This is a genomic window from Mesorhizobium sp. C416B (assembly GCF_030323165.1).
GTDB lineage: Bacteria > Pseudomonadota > Alphaproteobacteria > Rhizobiales > Rhizobiaceae > Mesorhizobium.
In genome coordinates this window covers 2,502,325-2,519,802 of record NZ_CP100471.1, presented here as the reverse complement: position 1 = coordinate 2,519,802, position 17,478 = coordinate 2,502,325, and the positions used below count along the sequence as shown (strand labels likewise).

The window sequence follows — 17,478 nt, the reverse complement described above, 5'->3', positions numbered from 1 at the left end:
TGTAGGCCTAACGTCAAGGGGAGAGAGCGGTTTGATTGGACGAAATGGGTACCGGAGTACCGAGTCATGAAGCCACGAGGTAATCTGGTCCGACTGAAGCAATTTCAGGTGAATGAGAAGCGACGACAGTTGCACCAGCTAGACATCATGATTGCCGATTTCGAACGCATGGCGCGAGAACTGGAGTTCCAGATAAACGCCGAGGAAACGAAGGGCGGCATCTCCGATGTCAATCATTTCGCTTATCCGACGTTCGCCAAGGCCGCTCGCCTACGTCGTGACAACGTCAAGAATTCGCAATCGGACCTTCTGCGGCAGAGAACCGCAGCCGAGCCATGCCTCGCCGAGGCTGAAGCAGAGCTCTCCAAGGCGCAATTGCTAGAATCGCGCAGCGGCAGAGGCCACGACCTCGAACCCGGCAACCGAAGCGCCATGATCGGCTGAGCCGGACGGCTTCAGCGCGCCTCAATTCGCGACACCGACTGGCCGTTGGCGCGCGAGAGGCGTGCGGGCACTGTAAAGATATCAGCGTCTTGATGCAGCGATAGCTGGTCGGGACGGCTGTCATGCTGCGGCGACATACGCGATTTTGTCCAGATTTGCATAGCGGCGTTACGCAGGTATGGGGGAAAGTGGAATTGGTTGGCAATCGGATCATCGGTGGAGACGAACCGCTGCCGGCGGACCGGCGCCTGGCGGCAACGCCTGGCGCTTTCGGCGGCGGCGGTAACGGCAAAGCAGGCTGGCCGCGTCGAGGATGAAGCGGCCCCTGCGTGATGCCGTTCTGCTCACGGCCGGGAGACGGGGTCGGCCCCGCCGGCCGGATGCTGCTCGCTTGGCGCGGCACCGTAAAGTCAACCGACAGCTTATGAAGATGTGCTTACATTGGGCCATGTCAGAAGTTGCTCGTGGTCCGCTCTATGATCGCCACCGCTTTCCCCCGAGATCATTGCGCACGCGGTATGGCTCTACTTTCGCTTTCCGCTCAGCCTGCGCATGGTTGAGGACATGCTGGCGGCCCGCGGCATCATCGTCACGCATCAGACCGTTCGAAGCTGCGCGGAGAAATTCGGACGGCATTTCGCCCAGGAGATCAATATCAGCCGGCTGCCTGGGCGACAAATGGCATCTCGACGAATGTGTCGTGGCTATCAGTGGCAAGAAGCAGTGGCTCTGGCGTGCCGTCGATCAGGACGGCTTCGTCCTCGAAGTGCTGGTACAAAGCCGCCGAAATGCGAAGGCGGCAAAGCGTCTGATGCGCAAGTTGCTGAAAGCTCAAGGGCGGACACCACGGATCATGATCACCGACAAGCTCCGATCCTATGATGCCGCCATGCGCGACCTCTTGCCCGGCGTCGAACACCGGTCGCACACAGGCCTGAATAATCGAGCGGAAAATTCGCACCAGCCGACCCGACGACGCGAAAGGATCATGAAACGCTTCAAGTCGGCACGCCAGCTTCAGCGGTTCGTTTCCATCCATGATCCGATTGCCGACCTGCTCACTTTCCCTGCAATGCGCTGTCATCGGCTCAACATCGAGACCTGCGTAACGCCCCCATGCAAATCTGGAACAAAATCGCGTGTGTCGCCACAGCGTGACAGCCGTCCCGGCCAGCTATCGCGTGCATCAAGCCGCTGAAACTTACAGTGCCGGGCGCGCTGCTACCTGAATTTCCTTAACGCTCATTCAATGTGACAGCACCGATTCTTCTCAACCGCGACATGCCCTAAATCGTCACTTGCGTTCCGATCTCGACGACGCGTCCGGTCGGGATCTGGAAATATTCGGTCGCATCGGCGGCCGTGCGTGCCAGGCCGATGAACAGCTTGTCCTGCCACACCGGTATGCCGGAATTGGGCGAGGCTTTGAGCGAGCGCCGCGACAGGAAGAACGACGTCGTCATGATGTCGAACTTCCAGCCCTGCTTGCGGCAGATCGCCAGCGCGCGCGGAATGTTGGGCTGCTCCATATAGCCGAAGGTCAGCGTCACCCGCATGAACAGCTCGTTGACTGTCTCCATCTTGACCCGCTCGCTGTCGGGCACCAGCGGCTGCGGTGCGGTGACCACCGACAGAATGACGTTCTGCTCGTGCAGCACCTTGTAGTGCTTCAGGCTGTGCATCAGCGCTGTCGGCGCGCTTTGCGGATCGCTGGTCAGGAACACGGCGGTGCCGGACACCAGCTGCGGCTTCTTCTTCAGCAGATTGCCGGCGAGGAAATCGAGCGGGATTTCGTTGCGCCGGGTCTTGTCGAACAGATAGCGGCTGCCGCGCACCCAGGTCCACATCGCCAGAACGATGGTGAAGGCCACCGCAAGCGACGCCCAGCCGCCCTCGAACACCTTCACGATGTTGGAGGCGAAGAAGCCGATGTCGATGAAGCCGAACAGCGCCGTCATGGCGACCGCCACCCACAGCCGCCATTTCCAGATGCGGGTCATGACGACGAACAGCAGCACCGTCGTCACCAGCATGTTGCCGGTCACCGAGATGCCATAGGCGGAGGCGAGCTTGCTCGATTCGCCGAAACCGACGACCAGCAACATCACCGCCAACGCCAGCAAAACATTGACGCGCGGCATGTAGATCTGGCCCGACTGCCGTTCCGACGTGTGCAGGATTTCGAGGCGCGGCAGCATATTGAGCTGCACCGCCTGCCTGGTCAGCGAGAAGGCGCCCGATATGACCGCCTGGCTGGCGATGACCGTCGCCGCGGTTGCCAATACCACCATCGGGATCAGCGTCCAGCCTTCGTTCATCTCGAAGAATGGATGGCCGACGTGACCGTTCTTGGCCAGCACGAAGGCGCCTTGCCCGGCATAATTGAGCAGCAGGCAGGGAAACACGATCGCCAGCCAGGCCAGCACGATCGGCTTGCGGCCGAAATGGCCGAGATCGGCATAGAGTGCTTCGGCGCCGGTGACGGCGAGGAAGATGGCGCCGACGGTGACGAAGGCGACGTCGGGCGAATTAATCAGGAAGGCGACGATGTAGTGCGGGCTCACCGCCCACAGGATTTCTGGATCGGCGATGATGTGGTTGAGACCGGAAAGGCCAATTGCCAGGAACCATACGGCGGTCACCGGGCCGAACACCAATCCCACCCCGCCGGTGCCAAAGCGCTGCACCGCGAACACCATGGCCAGGATGACCAGTGTCAGCGGCACCACATAGGGCTGGAAGGTCGGCGTGACGACGTTCATACCCTCGACCGCCGACAGCACCGAAATCGCGGGCGTGATGACCGCGTCGCCGAAAAACAGCGAGGCGCCGACGATGCCGATGCCCAGGATCACCGCCGACCGCTTGGGGAAACTGCCGCGCGCTAGCGCCATCAGCGACAGCACGCCGCCCTCGCCGCCGTTATCGGCGCGCAGCACGAACATGATGTACTTGATGGTGACGATGATAGTCAGCGACCAGATGATCAGCGACAGCACGCCGAGGATATCGCCGCGCTCGGCGACATTGCCGCCCGACGACGCCACCAGCGCCTCACGGAACGCGTAGATCGGGCTGGTGCCAATATCGCCATAGACAACGCCGAGCGCGCCTAGCATCAGCACCTTGGTGCTGTCCTGTTCGATTTCGGGATGGCTCGATTGTTCGACGGGTTCTGCCTCGCTACCAGCATTGGTAAGGGCCATGGACGACACTCCGATAAGGGGCGGCCCTCTACCTTTGCTGCACTGCAATATCAAGTGCCGCGACGTAATGGCTCCGTATGCGGACCGCATTTGTCGCCGCACCGGCGGATTGTCTCATACGAAACCACGATCCCGCTCCCAGGCCATTTCCTCGACGAGACACAGGCTCAAGGGGACCTGAAGGAGGGCCAGACCGGATGGGCGATGATCTGCGGCAGGAAACGATGGCGCTGCTTGTAGCTGACGGCATATCTTTCTCCTTTGTGTGTCTGCCAGACGAGCGGGCGGGCACGGAAGTGGTCGCGCTCTACTGCCAGACATACTCGTCCAACCTGATGAAAACCTGACTTGTACACCCAGCCCAAACAGGTGCGAGGGGTCGGTCTATTACCAAAGGCTCTGAGGGCTGATTCTCTAGGGTTCCCGCCCAGATTGATCCGTGACCCTTGTTGTGTGCCGCCCCGGGTTGATCGGAGGCTCCAACTCCTGAGAAGGTGAAACCATGACAAGCAAGGCGACCAACAAGTTCTCTCCCGCGGTCCGGACCCCCCGCGGTGCGGCTGGTTCTGGATCACGAACGCGAGCATACGTCGCGGTGGGCGGCGGTTTCATCGATCGCCGCCAAGATCGGCTGCAAGAAAGCCGAGCGTGACGGCGGCGTGCGCGCCGGAGTTCCCACGGATGCTGCGACGAAACTGAAGGCTCTGGAACGCGAGAGCCGCGAGCTTCGCAGGCCAACGAGAGCAAGGCTTCCGCGTATTTTGCCCAGGCGAAGCTCGACCGCCGGTTCAGGCCACGATCGCGTTCATCGACGATCACCGCAAGGCGCATGGGGTTGAGCCGATCTGCAAGGTGCTGCCGATCGCCCCGTCGACCTACCACGACCATGTCGCCAAGCGCGTCGACCCCTGCCGGCTGTCGGCTCGGGCAAGATGGGATACAGCCTCGAAGGATGAGGTCCGACGGTTTGAGGCGAACTTCCGCGTCTACGGCGTTCGCAAGGTCTGGCGGCGGTTGCGTCGCGAGGGCTTCGACGTCGCCCGCTGCACGGTTGCCCGCTTGATGAAGGCCATGGGCCTCGAAGGCATCGTCCGCCGATCCGCACTACGGTGAGCGACAAGGCCGCACCTTGCCCTCTCGACCACGTCAACCGCCAGTTCCACGCTCCGCGCCGAACATGCTGCGGGTCTCCGACTTCACCTGCGTCGCGACCTGGACGGGCTTCGTCTATGTCGCCTTTGTCATCGACACCTATGCCCGTCGGATCGTCGGCTGGCGGGTGAGCCGGACGGCGCATGCAGCCTTCGTTCTCGATGCCCTGGAACAGGCTCTCCATGATCGGCGGCCCGTGCAGGGAGGCGGGCTCATCCATCACAGCGATAGAGGCAGCCAAGGCGGATTCAACCGGATCGTCGCAACACCGGCATCATACTGTCCCCCAAGGAGCTGGTCGAGGAGTTCGGCAGGTGTTTTCCAGCCGAGCGTTTTGCGCGGTCTTGTGTTGATAGCATGGGCGACTGCGTCCAGTTCCCGGGCTGTGTGCCGACTGAGATCCGTGCCCTTTGGAAAGTACTGTCTCAGCAAGCCGTTGGTGTTTTCGTTGGAGTCTCGCTGCCACGGGCTTGGGGATCGCAGAAGAAAATCTCGAGCCCGGTGTCGATGCGCAGGTCGGCTGCTGCGCCATTTCCGCTCCATGGTCCCAAGTCAGCGACTGACGCAGTTGCTCGGGAAGTTTGCCCATGGATCGGGCTATGGCTCTGCGGACTGCTTCAGCGCCGTGGGCGGCAAGTGGTGGACCGTTCTTGATGCGCAGGCTCTGCTGATAGCCATGCATGCGCGGCAGGTGAAGCACGCATTGTGAAGCGTGAACTTCGTTCCACGAGCGTACGATCGCCTAGCTTCCGAGGCCAAGGATGAGGTCGCCTTCCCAATGTCCGGGGACAGCCCGATCGGCAATTTCGGCCGGACGGTCGCTTATTATAAGGGCGTCTCCAATGAAGGACTTGTTGCGAACTCGGGCCCGTTCGCGCGGTACGCGCAACGCTCGGCTAACGCAGACATGCGGTCAGTCCTGGGCGCAATGCTCCGCGTCCTTGAATGTACAAGGACTGATAGATCGTCTCGTGGCTGATCCGCATGGTTTGATCCTCTGGGTAATCGATCTGAAGCCGATTTAGCGATCTGCTCGGGGCTCCAGGCTGCCGACCACCTCCGGCTCTGTCGTTTTTTCCATACCCACCTTGGGGCCCTCGAATGAGGCGCCATTGGGGTTGGTGACTTTGCCGGCCAAGCGCTCCTCAACATATTCACGCAGAGCCGGATTGACCGCCAGCTTGCCAGGAGGCCGCCGGGACTCACGATCGGCGTGCCATTGTGCGGCACTGGCCGGTAATCCAGATTGCCGCTGCGCGTCGCGGCATTGCGCCTGATCTCCCGCGAGATTGTGCTCGGCGGCCGACCTAGTTGTTTAGTCCCAAGGTTTGATGGGTTGGATCGAGCCTGAATCGTTCGGGCTCTTTTGTCCAGATTTTGCAGATGTATTCAAAGGGCGTGAGGCCCTTGAGGGTCTTCAGTCGACGGCCGAAATTATAGGCTAAGACGAAATCGGCGAGATGCTGGCGCAGTTGGTCATGGCTCTCGTAGTAGAAGCGTTTGACGGTCGCATCCTTGATCGTGCGGTTCATGCGTTCGACCTGGCCGTTGGTCCATGGGTGCCTTGGCTTTGTCGTTCGGTGGTCGATATCGGCCTTGGCGCAAGTATGTTCGAAGGCGTGCGCCCATATGATTTCTCCCCCCGCCATGGCTTCCTTGATCAGTGGAACGGCCGAGCCGCCGGCACCTGGGGTCGTGAACTGAATGCCGTTGTCGGTAAGCACTGTGTGGATCTTGTAAGGGACAGCATCAAGAAGATGGCGCAGGAAATCGGCGGAGACCGCTGTCGTTGCCTTCTCGTGCAGCTCGACGAAAGCGAACTTCGAGGTCCGATCTATGGCCACGAACATATGCAGCTTGCCCTGCTCGGTTCGGACCTCGGCGACGTCGATATGGAAGTAGCCGATTGGATAGGCCTTGAACTTCTTCCTTGCCGGCTTGTCGCCCTCGACATCCGGCAACCTGCCTATCCCGTGACGCTGCAGGCAGCGATGCAAGGATGACCGCGACAGATGCGGGATCGTCGGTTGGAGAGCATAGAGGCAATCGTCCAGTGGCAGCAGCGTATAACGCCGAAAGGCGACGATGACCGCCTCTTCCTCAGTCGATAGCACTGTCGACTTCGGATCTCTGGGGCCAGTCGGAAGATCGGCGGCCGACGTCCGGTTCCTCCACTTCCTAACCGTCTTCTGATTGATGCCGTAGCGCTTCGCCAGCGCCCTCAGGCTCTCTTGACTATGCTGTATCGCTCGACGGATCGCCTCTGTCGTCGTGGCGCTCCCATGAAGAACCTGGCCCATAGCGCATCCTTTGATTCGGACGAAAAGTATGCGCCATCAAAGCCTGGGATCAAACACCTAGTTTACAAGCAATGGCCCGGATGCCGATTCCCTTGGCAAGCTCAAGCGCATATCCTCGCGCTCCCGAAAGAAAGATATCGCCCCGAAGGCGGCTTCGCCCACGGCGCCAAATGCGTTGGCGGCATCCCTCCTGCACTCCGAAACCAGCGCGGACCAAGAGGCGTTGATGTACCGGCATCCAGTGCGGCCTCCTCGCTCGAATGTCCCAAGGCAATAGCTTGCCAGAACCGGAAGCGATTCTCACTCTGCCAGGCAGGCGGACGCCCGGGCGAATCTAGCTTCTTTCGAGTGCACCGATCTGAAGCGCGTTGGTGAACCGTCATTGCAACCTCCAATCCCTTGGTGTTGCGACGACCGGTTGAATCCGCCCAACACGTCAGCATTCAATACACCGAGCGCTTGGCGGAGGCCGGCGTCGAACCCGCAGTGGGCAGTGTCGGCGACTCTTTCGATAATGCTCTCGCGGAAACGATCAACGGTCTTTACAAGGCCGAGGTGATCCATCGACGCGGACCCTGGCGCTCATTCGAGGCCGTCGAGTTCGCCACGCTCGAATGGGTCGACTGCTTCAACAATCGCTGGCTGCTGGAGCCCATCGGCAACATCCCGCCGGCCGAAGCCGAGGAACGCTACTACGCCATGTTGGATGAACCAGCCATAGCCGCGTGACTCAAACGAAACGGCCACCGGAATGCCCGGGGCAGTTCACATCGCATTTGGTGCCAGCTTCATCGTATTTTCTTCGGCTTGGACGGGCACTTGGCAGACCCACAGAGCTGGGAACCTTTTGCCATACTACAACTGTAACATCATATCGGTTTAGCAGGTCAAGCTTCGGTGGTAACCTCATTGGGTAGAATAACTACTTTGGAGGCGAGCAATGGATCGCGATAACAAACGGGCACGTGCAGCTGCAAGATCATCTCAAGGCGTGGGGAGCAGTAGCCTCCGTGACGTTCCAGAGGGGCCATTGAGCGATGTTGCAGAACGGCTGGTAACCGCTAACCCGCGCGATACAGCGCGAAATCTTGGGGGCTTCAAAGGCCTCGGGACGCACGAGCGAACAGCCGTTCGGGGCACTCAACCCGGGCCAGAAACTGACCTCGCGAGATTTGAAAGGCGGACCAATCGGCTTGGACGATCAGCCATCAACCTGGCCGCGACATTAACAGCCGAATTGGGGTACAGCACGGATGACATAGCATTGCAGAAAGTCGGAGCGGCCAGTAATCTAGGCGATTACCTAACGCCAGGGCTGCAAGATGCTATTGTTAATCGCATTGGCAACATGGATCCGCCGTCGCAAGCTCTCGGAGCTTATTACGTTGCGCCACACTTCAGTAAGTTTACTGACGAAAACAAATCTCGCATTCTTGATCAGGCCATTGGATTGGCTTCTTCTGATCCGGATGGCAATGTCAGAAACATGGCATCCAATGCTATTCTCAACATGTATCACCAGTTCGACGCAAATCAACAGGCCCAAGCTCACTCAGTTTTTCCCGGCATGCAAGACATCTTGCCGCACATGCCGCCGCCGCAGCATGCAGCAGAGGAACGGAGTGCGAATCTGGACGGCCACATAGCAGGTATTGAGGCTGCAGTCCGTGATACAGTAGGCCCGCAAACCTCCTATGAACAGCTGCAGCGGGGTGCTCAAGTCGGGCGGTCCATAAGCCAAGCCTACAATCACGCCCGAGAGGACCTAATGGAGGCCACCAGAAGCAGAGATCGCTCCGGCCGTTGATGTCTCGGCCATGGTACAGTGACGCTTTCTCTCCCGAATTCCGTCTACGGCCTTGCCGTTTCCAATTCGCTGGCCGTTGACGTACCTGCTTAGTGTAACTTTCAAAAACCACGTCTGCCGGGTGATGCGCTGCAAGCATCGCACCACCCACTGCGGCATCGATCTGTCGAGCGGCGACATCGCGCGACGCCGGTTCGGTCTCTGAAGCACGCGCAGCATTAGCTACGGCTAATCCGGCAATGGAACAATGCTTTCAACAAAAACGACGCCCCCCAACATAGCCATTAGCATCGCGTGCTCACTCGCCGTGGGCTTCTGTGCGGCAAGTCTTTACGCAACCTTCCGCCACGGCGGCAGCGGCGAGGCTCTGATGGCGTTTGATGTCCGTGCCTTTTGGTTTGAAACGCCCTTCTATTTGGGTTTCGCAACCCCCGTTTTCTATCGGGGCGCGGCTATCGTGCTCTCGACGTCCGCGGTCGTCTTGCTGATTCAGCAGATCGTATTGCGCCGCAAGCTCGAACACCACGGGACGGCTCGTTGGGCTCGAGTGGATGAAATGCGACGCACGGGATATCTGCGACGATACCGTGGCGTGACAGGGCCGGTGTTTGGGAAGACAAGTGGCCCTTTCTGGCCTGGCTACTTCCTGACCAATGGCGAGCAGCCTCACAGCCTCATCGTTGCACCGACCCGCGCTGGCAAGGGCGTCGGCATAGTCATTCCAACGCTACTTACATTCAAAGGCTCGGTGATAGCTCTGGACGTCAAGGGGGAGCTCTTTGAGCTCACCTCGAGGGCGCGCAAAGCCGCAGGTGACGACGTGTTTAAATTCGCGCCGTTGGATTCGGAGCGGCGCACAAACTGCTACAATCCGCTGTTGGATCTTATAGCGCTGCCTCCACAGCAGCAATTCACCGAAGCCCGCCGCTTGGCGGCAAACCTGATTACGGCCAAGGGGGAGGGCGCGGAAGGTTTCGTCAGCGGCGCGCGAGATATCTTTGTCGCGGGAATCCTTGCCTGCATCGAGCGGGGCACGCCAACAATCGGCGCCGTCTATGACCTCTTCGCCCAGCCGGGGGAGAAGTTTAAGCTCTTCGCGCGACTCGCCATGGAGACTCAGAACAAAGAGGCACAACGCATCTTCGACGACATGGCGGGGAACGATACGAAAATCCTAACCTCCTACACTTCCGTGCTCGGCGATGGCGGGCTCAACCTGTGGGCGGATCCCGCTGTAAAGGCGGCCACAAGTCGCTCGGACTTTTCGGTCTATGATCTTCGCCGTCGCAGAACGTGCATCTATCTTTGCGTTGGTCCGAACGACCTTGAGGTGATCGCGCCTTTGATACGCTTGTTTTTTCAGCAAATCGTTTCAATTCTGCAGCGGTCGCTGGCCCGCCGGGATGAAAAGCACGAGGTTCTCTTCCTGCTCGACGAGTTCAAGCACTTGGGTAAGCTTGAGGCGATCGAGACCGCAATCACGACTATCGCGGGCTACAAGGGGCGTTTCATGCTCATCATCCAAAGCCTTTCGGCACTGACGGGGGCTTATGGAGAGGCTGGCAAGCAGAATTTTCTCAGCAATACCGGACTGCAAGTGTTCATGGCCACGGCTGATGACGAGACTCCGAACTACATTTCCAAGGCCATCGGTGAATACACCTTTGAAGCAAAATCGATTTCCCACAGCCAGGCGCGAACGTTCGACTGGACCATTCAGAATTCACATCAAGGTGCACCGCTATTGCGTCCCGAACAGGTTCGGCTGCTCGATGACGACTACGAGATTGTTCTCATCAAAGGTCTGCCACCATTAAAATTGAGGAAGGTGCGTTATTTCTCGGATCGCATTCTGAAACGCATCTTTGAACGCCAGACAGGCGCCCTCCCGGAGCCGGCGCCCTTGACGGGAGCAGAGGAGGCGCTCTCCGCCGAATCTCAACTCGATGACCCGCTGTGTGAATTGGCGCAGGACTTTGACGATACAGTTTGATGTGAGGCTGGTGTGGACCCGGCGAAATAGTAATCCATCCCGTGTAACAGCTTTGTCGCAGGTGCAGGACGCCGGCTTGGAAGACGGGCAAGCGGTCCAGGCCCGGCGAGTGGGCTTTGAGCAGCACGTGTCCGAGGCGCTCCGGCCGCTGTTCGATGGTCGAGCTGACGAGCCGCCAACCAATCCAGAGGAGCTTCTGCGACTGGAACAGGGGTTTCGCGAGGTGCTTCAGAGAGGGCAGGATCATCAAGCCGCCTCGTCTTTTTTCAGCAACCCAGGGATGCCCGATGGACGGGATGACCTCAACAGAAGCGTGTCGGAGGCTTTCGCAAGCTCTGGGACGCCGGAGTTCGGGCCGCCGCCCCCAGTCTTGGCTGCCAGCCGACAGCAGATCCGCCCTTCGCCGGATGAGCTTGACCATGCAACCACCTGCCACCCGAGTGAGTAGTCCCAACAATGAACATTCCACAGCGCTGTTGTGGCCAGCGCAGACGCAGAGGGCCCTGAATGCGCCGCAAGCCGTCGCCATTCAGCAGCAGCTGAGCGAAATCGGCAATTCAGGCGGCCGCGTGCATATGCAGAGAGGGGCTGATGCGATCTCCGGACCGGTAGCTCTCGCCGTAATTGATCAGGCTGGTACTGTTGGAAGGCTTGATCAGCCTCGTCACCCCAATCTCCAGCATAGCTCACTGTCACGCGGCCAACGTGCCTCCGTAGCTAACATCTACGTCAGCGTTGAAGAAGTACCCTGCGCCACGGGATGTTTTGACCAGGCGAGGGTTGGCCGCATCAGCCTCCAGCTTTCGGCGCAAGCGCATGATTAGGACATCGATACTTCGATCGTACACCTCTTCTCCACGCACACGGCTCGCGAGCAAAAGCCGTTCTCTGGATAGCACGTTGCGGGGGTTCTCCAGAAATGCGATCAAGAGATTGAACTCACATGCGGTAAGCTTGACCTCGCCACGCTCCGCACAGATCAGTCGCCGCTGCTTCACGCTGAGCTTCCAGGCCCCAAAGCGAAATGAGCGCTGCTCTCTGGTTCGCGGACTAGAAATGCGCTGGCGTAGCGCTACTCGAATGCGGGCCAGGAATTCGCGCATCCCGAAAGGCTTGGGAATGAAATCGGTTGCGCCGAGCTCCAGTGCAACCACTTTTTCCGCCTCATCAAGCCGGTCGCCGCTGATCACTATGATAGGAACATCCGATTTTGTCGCCAGATTGCGGACGATCGCAAGTCCATCCTCCCGGCCTAGGTTAAGGTCAACAACCACGAGATCGACTGGCTCACGTGAAAGAACATAGTCAAACTGCTTGCTATCGTGGACTGCGGTTACCTTCAGGGCATGCATCGTGAGATACTCGGCGATGAGGCGCCGCATTGCGGCATCATCGTCAATGACAAGAACATGTTTCAACGGCACACCTTCAATCTTGAATCCCCTTGTCTAAACCTGTTGCCGAGCAACCCTGGGGCACCGACCTACCCAGAACAGCTGCTCCTTGATACCACTCGCCGTTGCGTGCGGCCAATGTGAGGCCGTGCTCGTCCTGTTCTTTTCATCCCCAGCGAATTGACCGCACCAAGGCAGCCCGTGGCCACCAGACAGGTCCAAGCGCCGACATGACCCTGCCGTGTGGTCCTTCGCTTTTTCGCTTCGAGCTCCCCCGTTGGTGCAGGCCTGCCAATATCACTCAAGTTCGACCTCATGGATGCCAAGTTTCCTGCTATGCCCTTGCATCCTGGTCATCCTGGAGTTTGCGGATCTGGATCATCTCGATATCCTCCGGCTCGTGGATCCAGCTCGGACACGGTTGAGCAGCGCGGCGTTTGGCTTGATCGGAGAGGCGGTCGGCGGAAGAAGACCGTGATTCGCTGCAGCGGCCTTGTGCAAATAGTGTGTCTCCTGCCAAGCCGGCTTCGTCCAAGGTGGCCGGCGGCCTCAAATGCTGTTCGGCGACCGGCAGGTCGCCGGTTGCGGTGAACGTCCGGGCTAACATTTCTCAGTTAATGCAACTCCTCCATCTTGAGCGTGTGACTATGCTTGTCCATTGCGCCGTCGGACTCCGTCAATGACGTGCGGTTATCTGCCGATTGGACTGTGCGTGATCCACCCTTTGGCAGCGGCGGCCGAACAGCTGAACGAGGCTCGCACCAGGATGGGCTGCGCCGCCACGTCTTCCCAGTTGACCCTCGCCGCCGCGGATTTGCGCCTTCGAGCCAGCTTCGCGGACGAGCTCGCGTCTCAAGCAATGATCTGAGTGTGCAGGGCCGCGCATGGCTGCTCTTTAAGGATCGGCAGCATACCGGCAAAGTTGGGCCGCTTTATCGCCTTAGTCGATTCCCCACGGTGATCCCGAGCCTGAACAAGCCCGCCAAGCTCCCCATTTTGTCCTTGGCTTGGCGCTGACAGAAGTACCATCCATGACGCCAAAGTCGTGGCCCACACTCCAGGAGCAACGGACGGCCGGGACGAGCAATCCTGTACAGGAGTCATTGTACCAAGATGCTCCGGATGTCGCTGGCTGATCGGGCCCGCGCCACCCACGCATGCGCAAGATGCTCACCCACGCTGATACGAACACGGTCTTTGCTTCAATTGAAACCGAAAAGCTGAACTTGAACATCACACAGTAACAAACCTCCCCGATAAGCGCGTGCCGGACAGGGCCAGAACCCGTCCGGCGGCTTGGAAAGGTAGGTGATAGGGAATGTTTATTGCAGCTTGGCCGCTGGCCATCGTCCTGATGACATCCATGTCACTCCCAGCCGAGCCCGCGCCACTTTCTCCGCGTGAGTTCCGCAGCCTGTCGCGCAAATGCGCCCCCTGGGTTGCGCCGTCCACCCTGGCCGCGATTGCCAAGATTGAAAGTGGCTTTGAAACGCTGGTGGCTCATGACAACACCACAGGTGAGCAGCTTCGCTGGATAGACCACCTGGAAGCCACGCGGGGCATCAAGGAACGCCTCGAAGCACAACATTCTGTCGATGTTGGATTGATGCAGATAAACAGCAAGAACTTTGCCATGCTCAATCTCACGCCGGAAAGGGCTTTCGAGCCCTGCGCCTCGCTTTCGGCTGCCGCCCACCTGCTTGAAAGCCGGTATGCCGGCGGCACCACTGCTGTGGCACAGCAACTGGCGCTTCGCCGTGCCATCTCGGCCTATAACACGGGCGACGTCACGCATGGCTTCGCCAACGGTTATGTACGCAAGGTCGAGTCGGCCGCAAAGGACATCTCAAGTCTCCTTGAGAGAACGCTGGAGCCGACTGCTCGAGATGTGCCGCACCTTGAGGCACCCGGTCGGAAAGCCGTGCCGCCTCTGCTCCAGCAGAGCCAACAGGCCAATAGAAAGAAGCAGCCCAACCAAGATTCTTGGGACATCTGGGGCTCGTATCAGCCAGACCGCTCCGGGGTCGATCCCTCCGATCCGACAGGCAGCCAGGCTGCGAAAGCACGGGAACTCGCGAACCCGAACAAACTCGTATTCGATTGAAACATGGAGATGCAATGATGACGCCACTCAAGATACTTCGTGCGCTTAAAACGCGTGTTCCTTCGCCTTTTTCCATGCTGCGCATGGCGGCTGAATATGTACCGGCCGCTGCTGCAGGCGCGGCGTGGACGGTCTTCTACAGCGGGCCAGCCGCGGCTCAGGTGACGGGAGGGACGGATCCTGCCAAGATGGTCCAGAATATCTGCACGTTCATACTTGGCCCCTTTGGACAATCACTGGCCGTGCTCGGGCTCGTAGCCATCGGTATCTCTTGGATGTTCGGTCGTGCTTCACTTGGCCTGGTTGCGGGTGTCGTTGGAGGGATCGTCATCATGTTCGGGGCCAGCTTCCTGGGCAAGGCGCTCATAGGCGGCGGCTGATGAGCGACCGGTTGGAAGTGAGCACCCTCTATGTGGCGGCGACGCGCCCCGCACTGTTTCTGGGGGTGCCGCTGACGCTGGCCGGATTGCTCATGATGTTGGCTGGGCTTGTTATCATTATCCTTCAGAACCCGCTCTACGAAATCGTTCTCGTGCCACTCTGGTTCGGAGCACGGCTGGTTGTTGAGCGTGACTATAACGCGGCAAGCGTCGTGCTGCTCTATTTGCAGACGGCCGGCAGAAGCGTGGACGGGCCGGTCTGGGGAGGCGCAAGCGTCAGCGCCAATCCGATCAGAGTGCCGAAACGCGGAAGAGGAATGGTGTAATGTTCGGCGCCAGCGGCCGGACCGAGAGGTCTGGCGAGATCTACCTTCCGTATGTTGGTCACGTAAGCGATCAGGTTGTCCTTCTGGAAGACGGATCGATCATGGCCATGGCACATGTGAACGGTGTGCCCTTTGATTTGGAAGACGCTGAGATGCGCAACTCGCGCTGCCGCGCGTTCAACACTCTCTTGCGCAACATCGCCGATGACAATGTCTCGATATACGCTCATCTTGTGAGACACAACGATGTGCCGGCGCCGGCGCCGCGCCAGTTTCAAAGTACATTCGCTGGCAGTCTGAGCGAGGCCTACGAGCGTCGTGTGCTGTCGGGAAAGCTCTTTCGCAACGATCACTTCCTCACTTTGATCGTGTCCCCCCGCACCGCAATCGGCAAGATCGGCTTGCGGATTGCCAAGGCCCGCAGACGGAATGAGCACGATCTAGCCACCCAAATGCGGAGCCTGGAAGACCTCTGGCACATCACTGCTGGCGCACTCGGCGGTTACGGTCTGCGCCGGTTGGGCATTCGTGAGAAAGGCAACGTGCTCTTCACGGAAATCGGCGAGGCGCTTCGGCTCATGATGACTTGCCGGTTTCTTCCGGTTCCGATGGTTACCGGCTCACTTGGCGCCTCGATCTACACTGACCAGGTCATCTGCGGGAAGCGGGCGCTTGAGATTCGAAGGCCCGGGGATAGCTCCGTCGGATCATTGTTTTCGTTCCGTGAATATCCGGCGACGACCCGGCCGGGCATGCTAAATTCCTTGCTGTCCGCCAACTTCCCGCTTGTCCTGAGCCAGAGCTTTTCCTTCCTCACTCGCCCACAAGCTCATGCCAAACTAAGCCTTAAGTCCAGCCAGATGACGAGTGCCGGCGACAAGGCTCTCACCCAGATCAATGAACTTGCCGAGGCAGAGGACGCACTGGCAAGCAACGAATTCGTGATGGGTTCGCATCATCTGAGCCTGTGCGTCTATGCCGACAGCCTCAATAGCCTTGCAGATCGCGCAGCAAGTGCCCGCGCACGGCTGGCCGACGCGGGCGCCGTTATCGTCCAAGAGGGCATCGGCATGGAGGCCGCATATTGGTCCCAACTTCCGGGGAACAACAGGTGGCGCACGCGCCCGGGGGCGATCACCTCACACAATTTTGCCGGGCTCGTCTCATTTGAGAACTTCCCAAGCGGTTCCAGTTCCGGCCACTGGGGCAATGCTGTTGCGCGCTTTCGCACAAACGGTGGAACTTCTTTCGACTACATCCCCCATGAGAATGACGTCGGCATGACGGCAATATTCGGGCCCGTTGGCAAAGGCAAGACGACGCTGATGACCTTTGTCCTCGCGATGCTTGAGCAAAGCTTGGTCGATCGCAATGGTGCGATCGTCTTCTTCGACAAGGATCGGGGTGGTGAACTGCTGGTGCGAGCCACGGGAGGGACATATCTTGCGTTGCGCAGAGGCGCTCCGAGCGGCTTGGCCCCTCTGCGTGGACTGGACAACACCTCCGCCTCCCGGGACTTTCTGCGCGAGTGGTTGATGGCCCTGATCGAGAGTGACGGCCGTGGTCCGATCTCGCCGGAGGAAAGCCGTCGGCTGGAACGCGGCATTGTTCGTCAGCTTTCGTTCGAACCCCCTATGCGCTCACTTGCGGGCCTGCGCGAGTTCCTATTGCACAGCCCCTCCGAGGGCGCAGGAGCACGGCTGCAGCGGTGGTGTAGAGGGGGGGCGCTTGGATGGGCCTTTGACGGCGACGTGGACGAAGTAAGGCTGGATGCCTCCATTACGGGCTTCGACATGACGCAGCTCCTGGAATATGAGGAGGTCTGTGCACCGGCCGCCGCATACCTTCTGCATCGAGTGGGCGCTATCGTCGATGGTCGTCGGTTCGTCATGAGCTGCGACGAATTTCGATTCTATCTACTCAACCCCCAATTCTCGGCCGTTATCGACAAGTTCTTGCTCACGGTCCGCAAAAACAACGGCATGTTGATACTCGCAACGCAGCAGCCTGAACACGTTCTGGAATCGCCTCTCGGAGCTAGTCTCGTTGCGCAATGTATGACGAAAATTTTCTACCCATCACCGACGGCGGACCGCTCTGCGTATGTCGATGGCTTGAAGTGCACTGCGCAGGAGTTCGAGGCAATCCGCCAGGGTATGGCAATCGGCAGCCGCAAGTTTTTGCTCAAGCGCGATAGCGGGAGTATTGTTTGCGAATTCGATCTTGGGCATATGCGCGAGTACGTAGCCGTACTCTCGGGGCGGGCCAACACAGTGCGCTTTGCCGACCAGCTTCGTAACCAGCACGGAGACGCCCCAAGTGGGTGGCTCGACAAGTTCATGGCCCGGTACCACGAAGTTCAAGACTGACGG

The 17,478-nt window shown here is 59.3% G+C and carries 11 protein-coding genes, 6 pseudogenes and 1 other annotated feature; of the genes and pseudogenes, 12 read left to right on the top strand and 5 right to left on the bottom strand.

The annotated features are described in order from the left end of the window. Positions 1–66: 66 nt before the first annotated feature. The 3 genes and pseudogenes from NLY43_RS12380 to NLY43_RS12370 all read left to right on the top strand — a co-directional run bounded on the left by NLY43_RS12380 (position 67) and on the right by NLY43_RS12370 (position 1,602). Positions 67–444 carry a hypothetical protein gene (locus NLY43_RS12380; RefSeq protein ID WP_023690673.1) on the top strand — a complete coding sequence of 126 codons (378 nt, stop codon included), beginning with the start codon at positions 67–69 and terminating at the stop codon, positions 442–444. Between the two features lie 234 nt (positions 445–678). Next, positions 679–842: pseudogene (locus tag NLY43_RS12375) on the top strand (DUF1403 family protein); the annotation flags it as partial. A 50-nt stretch (positions 843–892) separates the two neighbouring features. Further along, positions 893–1,602 (top strand): annotated as a pseudogene (locus NLY43_RS12370) (IS6 family transposase). A 128-nt stretch (positions 1,603–1,730) separates the two neighbouring features. Here NLY43_RS12370 and NLY43_RS12365 read toward each other — a convergent pair. Continuing rightward, positions 1,731–3,650, bottom strand: a complete 1,920-nt coding sequence (locus NLY43_RS12365; protein WP_286460912.1) for a potassium transporter Kup — start codon at positions 3,648–3,650, stop codon at positions 1,731–1,733. Positions 3,651–3,847: 197 nt separating this feature from the next. Between NLY43_RS12365 and NLY43_RS12360 the strand changes: the two genes are divergently transcribed. Together NLY43_RS12360 and NLY43_RS12355 are read left to right on the top strand one after the other, a co-directional pair. Further along, complete coding sequence (locus NLY43_RS12360) at positions 3,848–3,997, top strand: hypothetical protein (protein ID WP_023703136.1); 150 nt, start codon at positions 3,848–3,850, stop codon at positions 3,995–3,997. Between the two features lie 155 nt (positions 3,998–4,152). Next, positions 4,153–5,043 (top strand): annotated as a pseudogene (locus NLY43_RS12355) (IS3 family transposase); the annotation flags it as partial. Beyond that, positions 4,404–4,520, top strand: a sequence feature (AL1L pseudoknot). (Overlaps the previous pseudogene by 117 nt.) Here the strand turns inward: NLY43_RS12355 and NLY43_RS12350 are convergent. The 3 genes and pseudogenes from NLY43_RS12350 to NLY43_RS32750 all read right to left on the bottom strand — a co-directional run. Beyond that, positions 5,022–6,155: pseudogene (locus NLY43_RS12350) on the bottom strand (IS30 family transposase); the annotation flags it as partial. The pseudogenes NLY43_RS12355 and NLY43_RS12350 sit on opposite strands and share 22 nt — an antisense overlap. Continuing rightward, positions 6,110–7,102 carry an IS481 family transposase gene (locus tag NLY43_RS12345; RefSeq protein WP_023713123.1) on the bottom strand — a complete coding sequence of 331 codons (993 nt, stop codon included), beginning with the start codon at positions 7,100–7,102 and terminating at the stop codon, positions 6,110–6,112. The pseudogene NLY43_RS12350 and the gene NLY43_RS12345, both read right to left, overlap by 46 nt. A gap of 55 nt (positions 7,103–7,157) precedes the next feature. Beyond that, positions 7,158–7,485, bottom strand: a pseudogene (locus tag NLY43_RS32750) (IS30 family transposase); the annotation flags it as partial. 43 nt (positions 7,486–7,528) lie between these two features. Here NLY43_RS32750 and NLY43_RS12340 point away from each other — a divergent pair. The 3 genes and pseudogenes from NLY43_RS12340 to virD4 form a co-directional block, all read left to right on the top strand. Beyond that, positions 7,529–7,831: pseudogene (locus NLY43_RS12340) on the top strand (integrase core domain-containing protein); the annotation flags it as partial. Positions 7,832–8,366: 535 nt separating this feature from the next. Further along, the gene (locus tag NLY43_RS12335; RefSeq protein WP_245264091.1) at positions 8,367–8,909 is read left to right on the top strand and encodes a hypothetical protein; all 543 of its coding nucleotides are present in this window, start codon (positions 8,367–8,369) and stop codon (positions 8,907–8,909) included. A 247-nt stretch (positions 8,910–9,156) separates the two neighbouring features. Next, entirely contained in the window at positions 9,157–10,902 is a 1,746-nt protein-coding gene (gene virD4, locus NLY43_RS12330; protein WP_023727267.1) for a type IV secretion system ATPase VirD4, read from the top strand. A 692-nt stretch (positions 10,903–11,594) separates the two neighbouring features. Here the strand turns inward: virD4 and virG are convergent. Next, on the bottom strand, positions 11,595–12,320 hold the full coding sequence (gene virG / locus NLY43_RS12325; protein WP_023685159.1) for a two-component system response regulator VirG: 726 nt from the start codon (positions 12,318–12,320) through the stop codon (positions 11,595–11,597). A 1,294-nt stretch (positions 12,321–13,614) separates the two neighbouring features. Here virG and NLY43_RS12320 point away from each other — a divergent pair. The 4 genes from NLY43_RS12320 (at position 13,615) to virB4 (ending at position 17,475) form a co-directional block, all read left to right on the top strand. Further along, on the top strand, positions 13,615–14,400 hold the full coding sequence (locus NLY43_RS12320) for a type IV secretion system lytic transglycosylase VirB1 (protein ID WP_023713024.1): 786 nt from the start codon (positions 13,615–13,617) through the stop codon (positions 14,398–14,400). 74 nt (positions 14,401–14,474) lie between these two features. Further along, on the top strand, positions 14,475–14,780 hold the full coding sequence (gene virB2, locus NLY43_RS12315; RefSeq protein ID WP_023673707.1) for a pilin major subunit VirB2: 306 nt from the start codon (positions 14,475–14,477) through the stop codon (positions 14,778–14,780). Beyond that, complete coding sequence (locus tag NLY43_RS12310; RefSeq protein WP_023673706.1) at positions 14,780–15,106, top strand: type IV secretion system protein VirB3; 327 nt, start codon at positions 14,780–14,782, stop codon at positions 15,104–15,106. The genes virB2 and NLY43_RS12310 overlap by 1 nt, the downstream gene beginning before the upstream one ends. Next, a complete protein-coding gene (gene virB4 / locus NLY43_RS12305; protein WP_023713023.1) occupies positions 15,106–17,475 on the top strand; it encodes a type IV secretion/conjugal transfer ATPase VirB4 in 2,370 nt (789 codons plus the stop codon). Before NLY43_RS12310 ends, virB4 begins: the two co-directional genes overlap by 1 nt. Positions 17,476–17,478: the final 3 nt, after the last annotated feature.

Coding starts and splice junctions, on each gene's coding strand:
- NLY43_RS12380 (WP_023690673.1), top strand. CDS start 67: ATGAAGCCACGAGGTAATCTGGTCCGACTGAAGCAATTTCAGGTGAAT.
- NLY43_RS12365 (WP_286460912.1), bottom strand. CDS start 3,650: ATGGCCCTTACCAATGCTGGTAGCGAGGCAGAACCCGTCGAACAATCG.
- NLY43_RS12360 (WP_023703136.1), top strand. CDS start 3,848: ATGGGCGATGATCTGCGGCAGGAAACGATGGCGCTGCTTGTAGCTGAC.
- NLY43_RS12345 (WP_023713123.1), bottom strand. CDS start 7,102: ATGGGCCAGGTTCTTCATGGGAGCGCCACGACGACAGAGGCGATCCGT.
- virD4 (WP_023727267.1), top strand. CDS start 9,157: ATGCTTTCAACAAAAACGACGCCCCCCAACATAGCCATTAGCATCGCG.
- NLY43_RS12320 (WP_023713024.1), top strand. CDS start 13,615: ATGTTTATTGCAGCTTGGCCGCTGGCCATCGTCCTGATGACATCCATG.
- virB2 (WP_023673707.1), top strand. CDS start 14,475: ATGCTGCGCATGGCGGCTGAATATGTACCGGCCGCTGCTGCAGGCGCG.
- NLY43_RS12310 (WP_023673706.1), top strand. CDS start 14,780: ATGAGCGACCGGTTGGAAGTGAGCACCCTCTATGTGGCGGCGACGCGC.
- virB4 (WP_023713023.1), top strand. CDS start 15,106: ATGTTCGGCGCCAGCGGCCGGACCGAGAGGTCTGGCGAGATCTACCTT.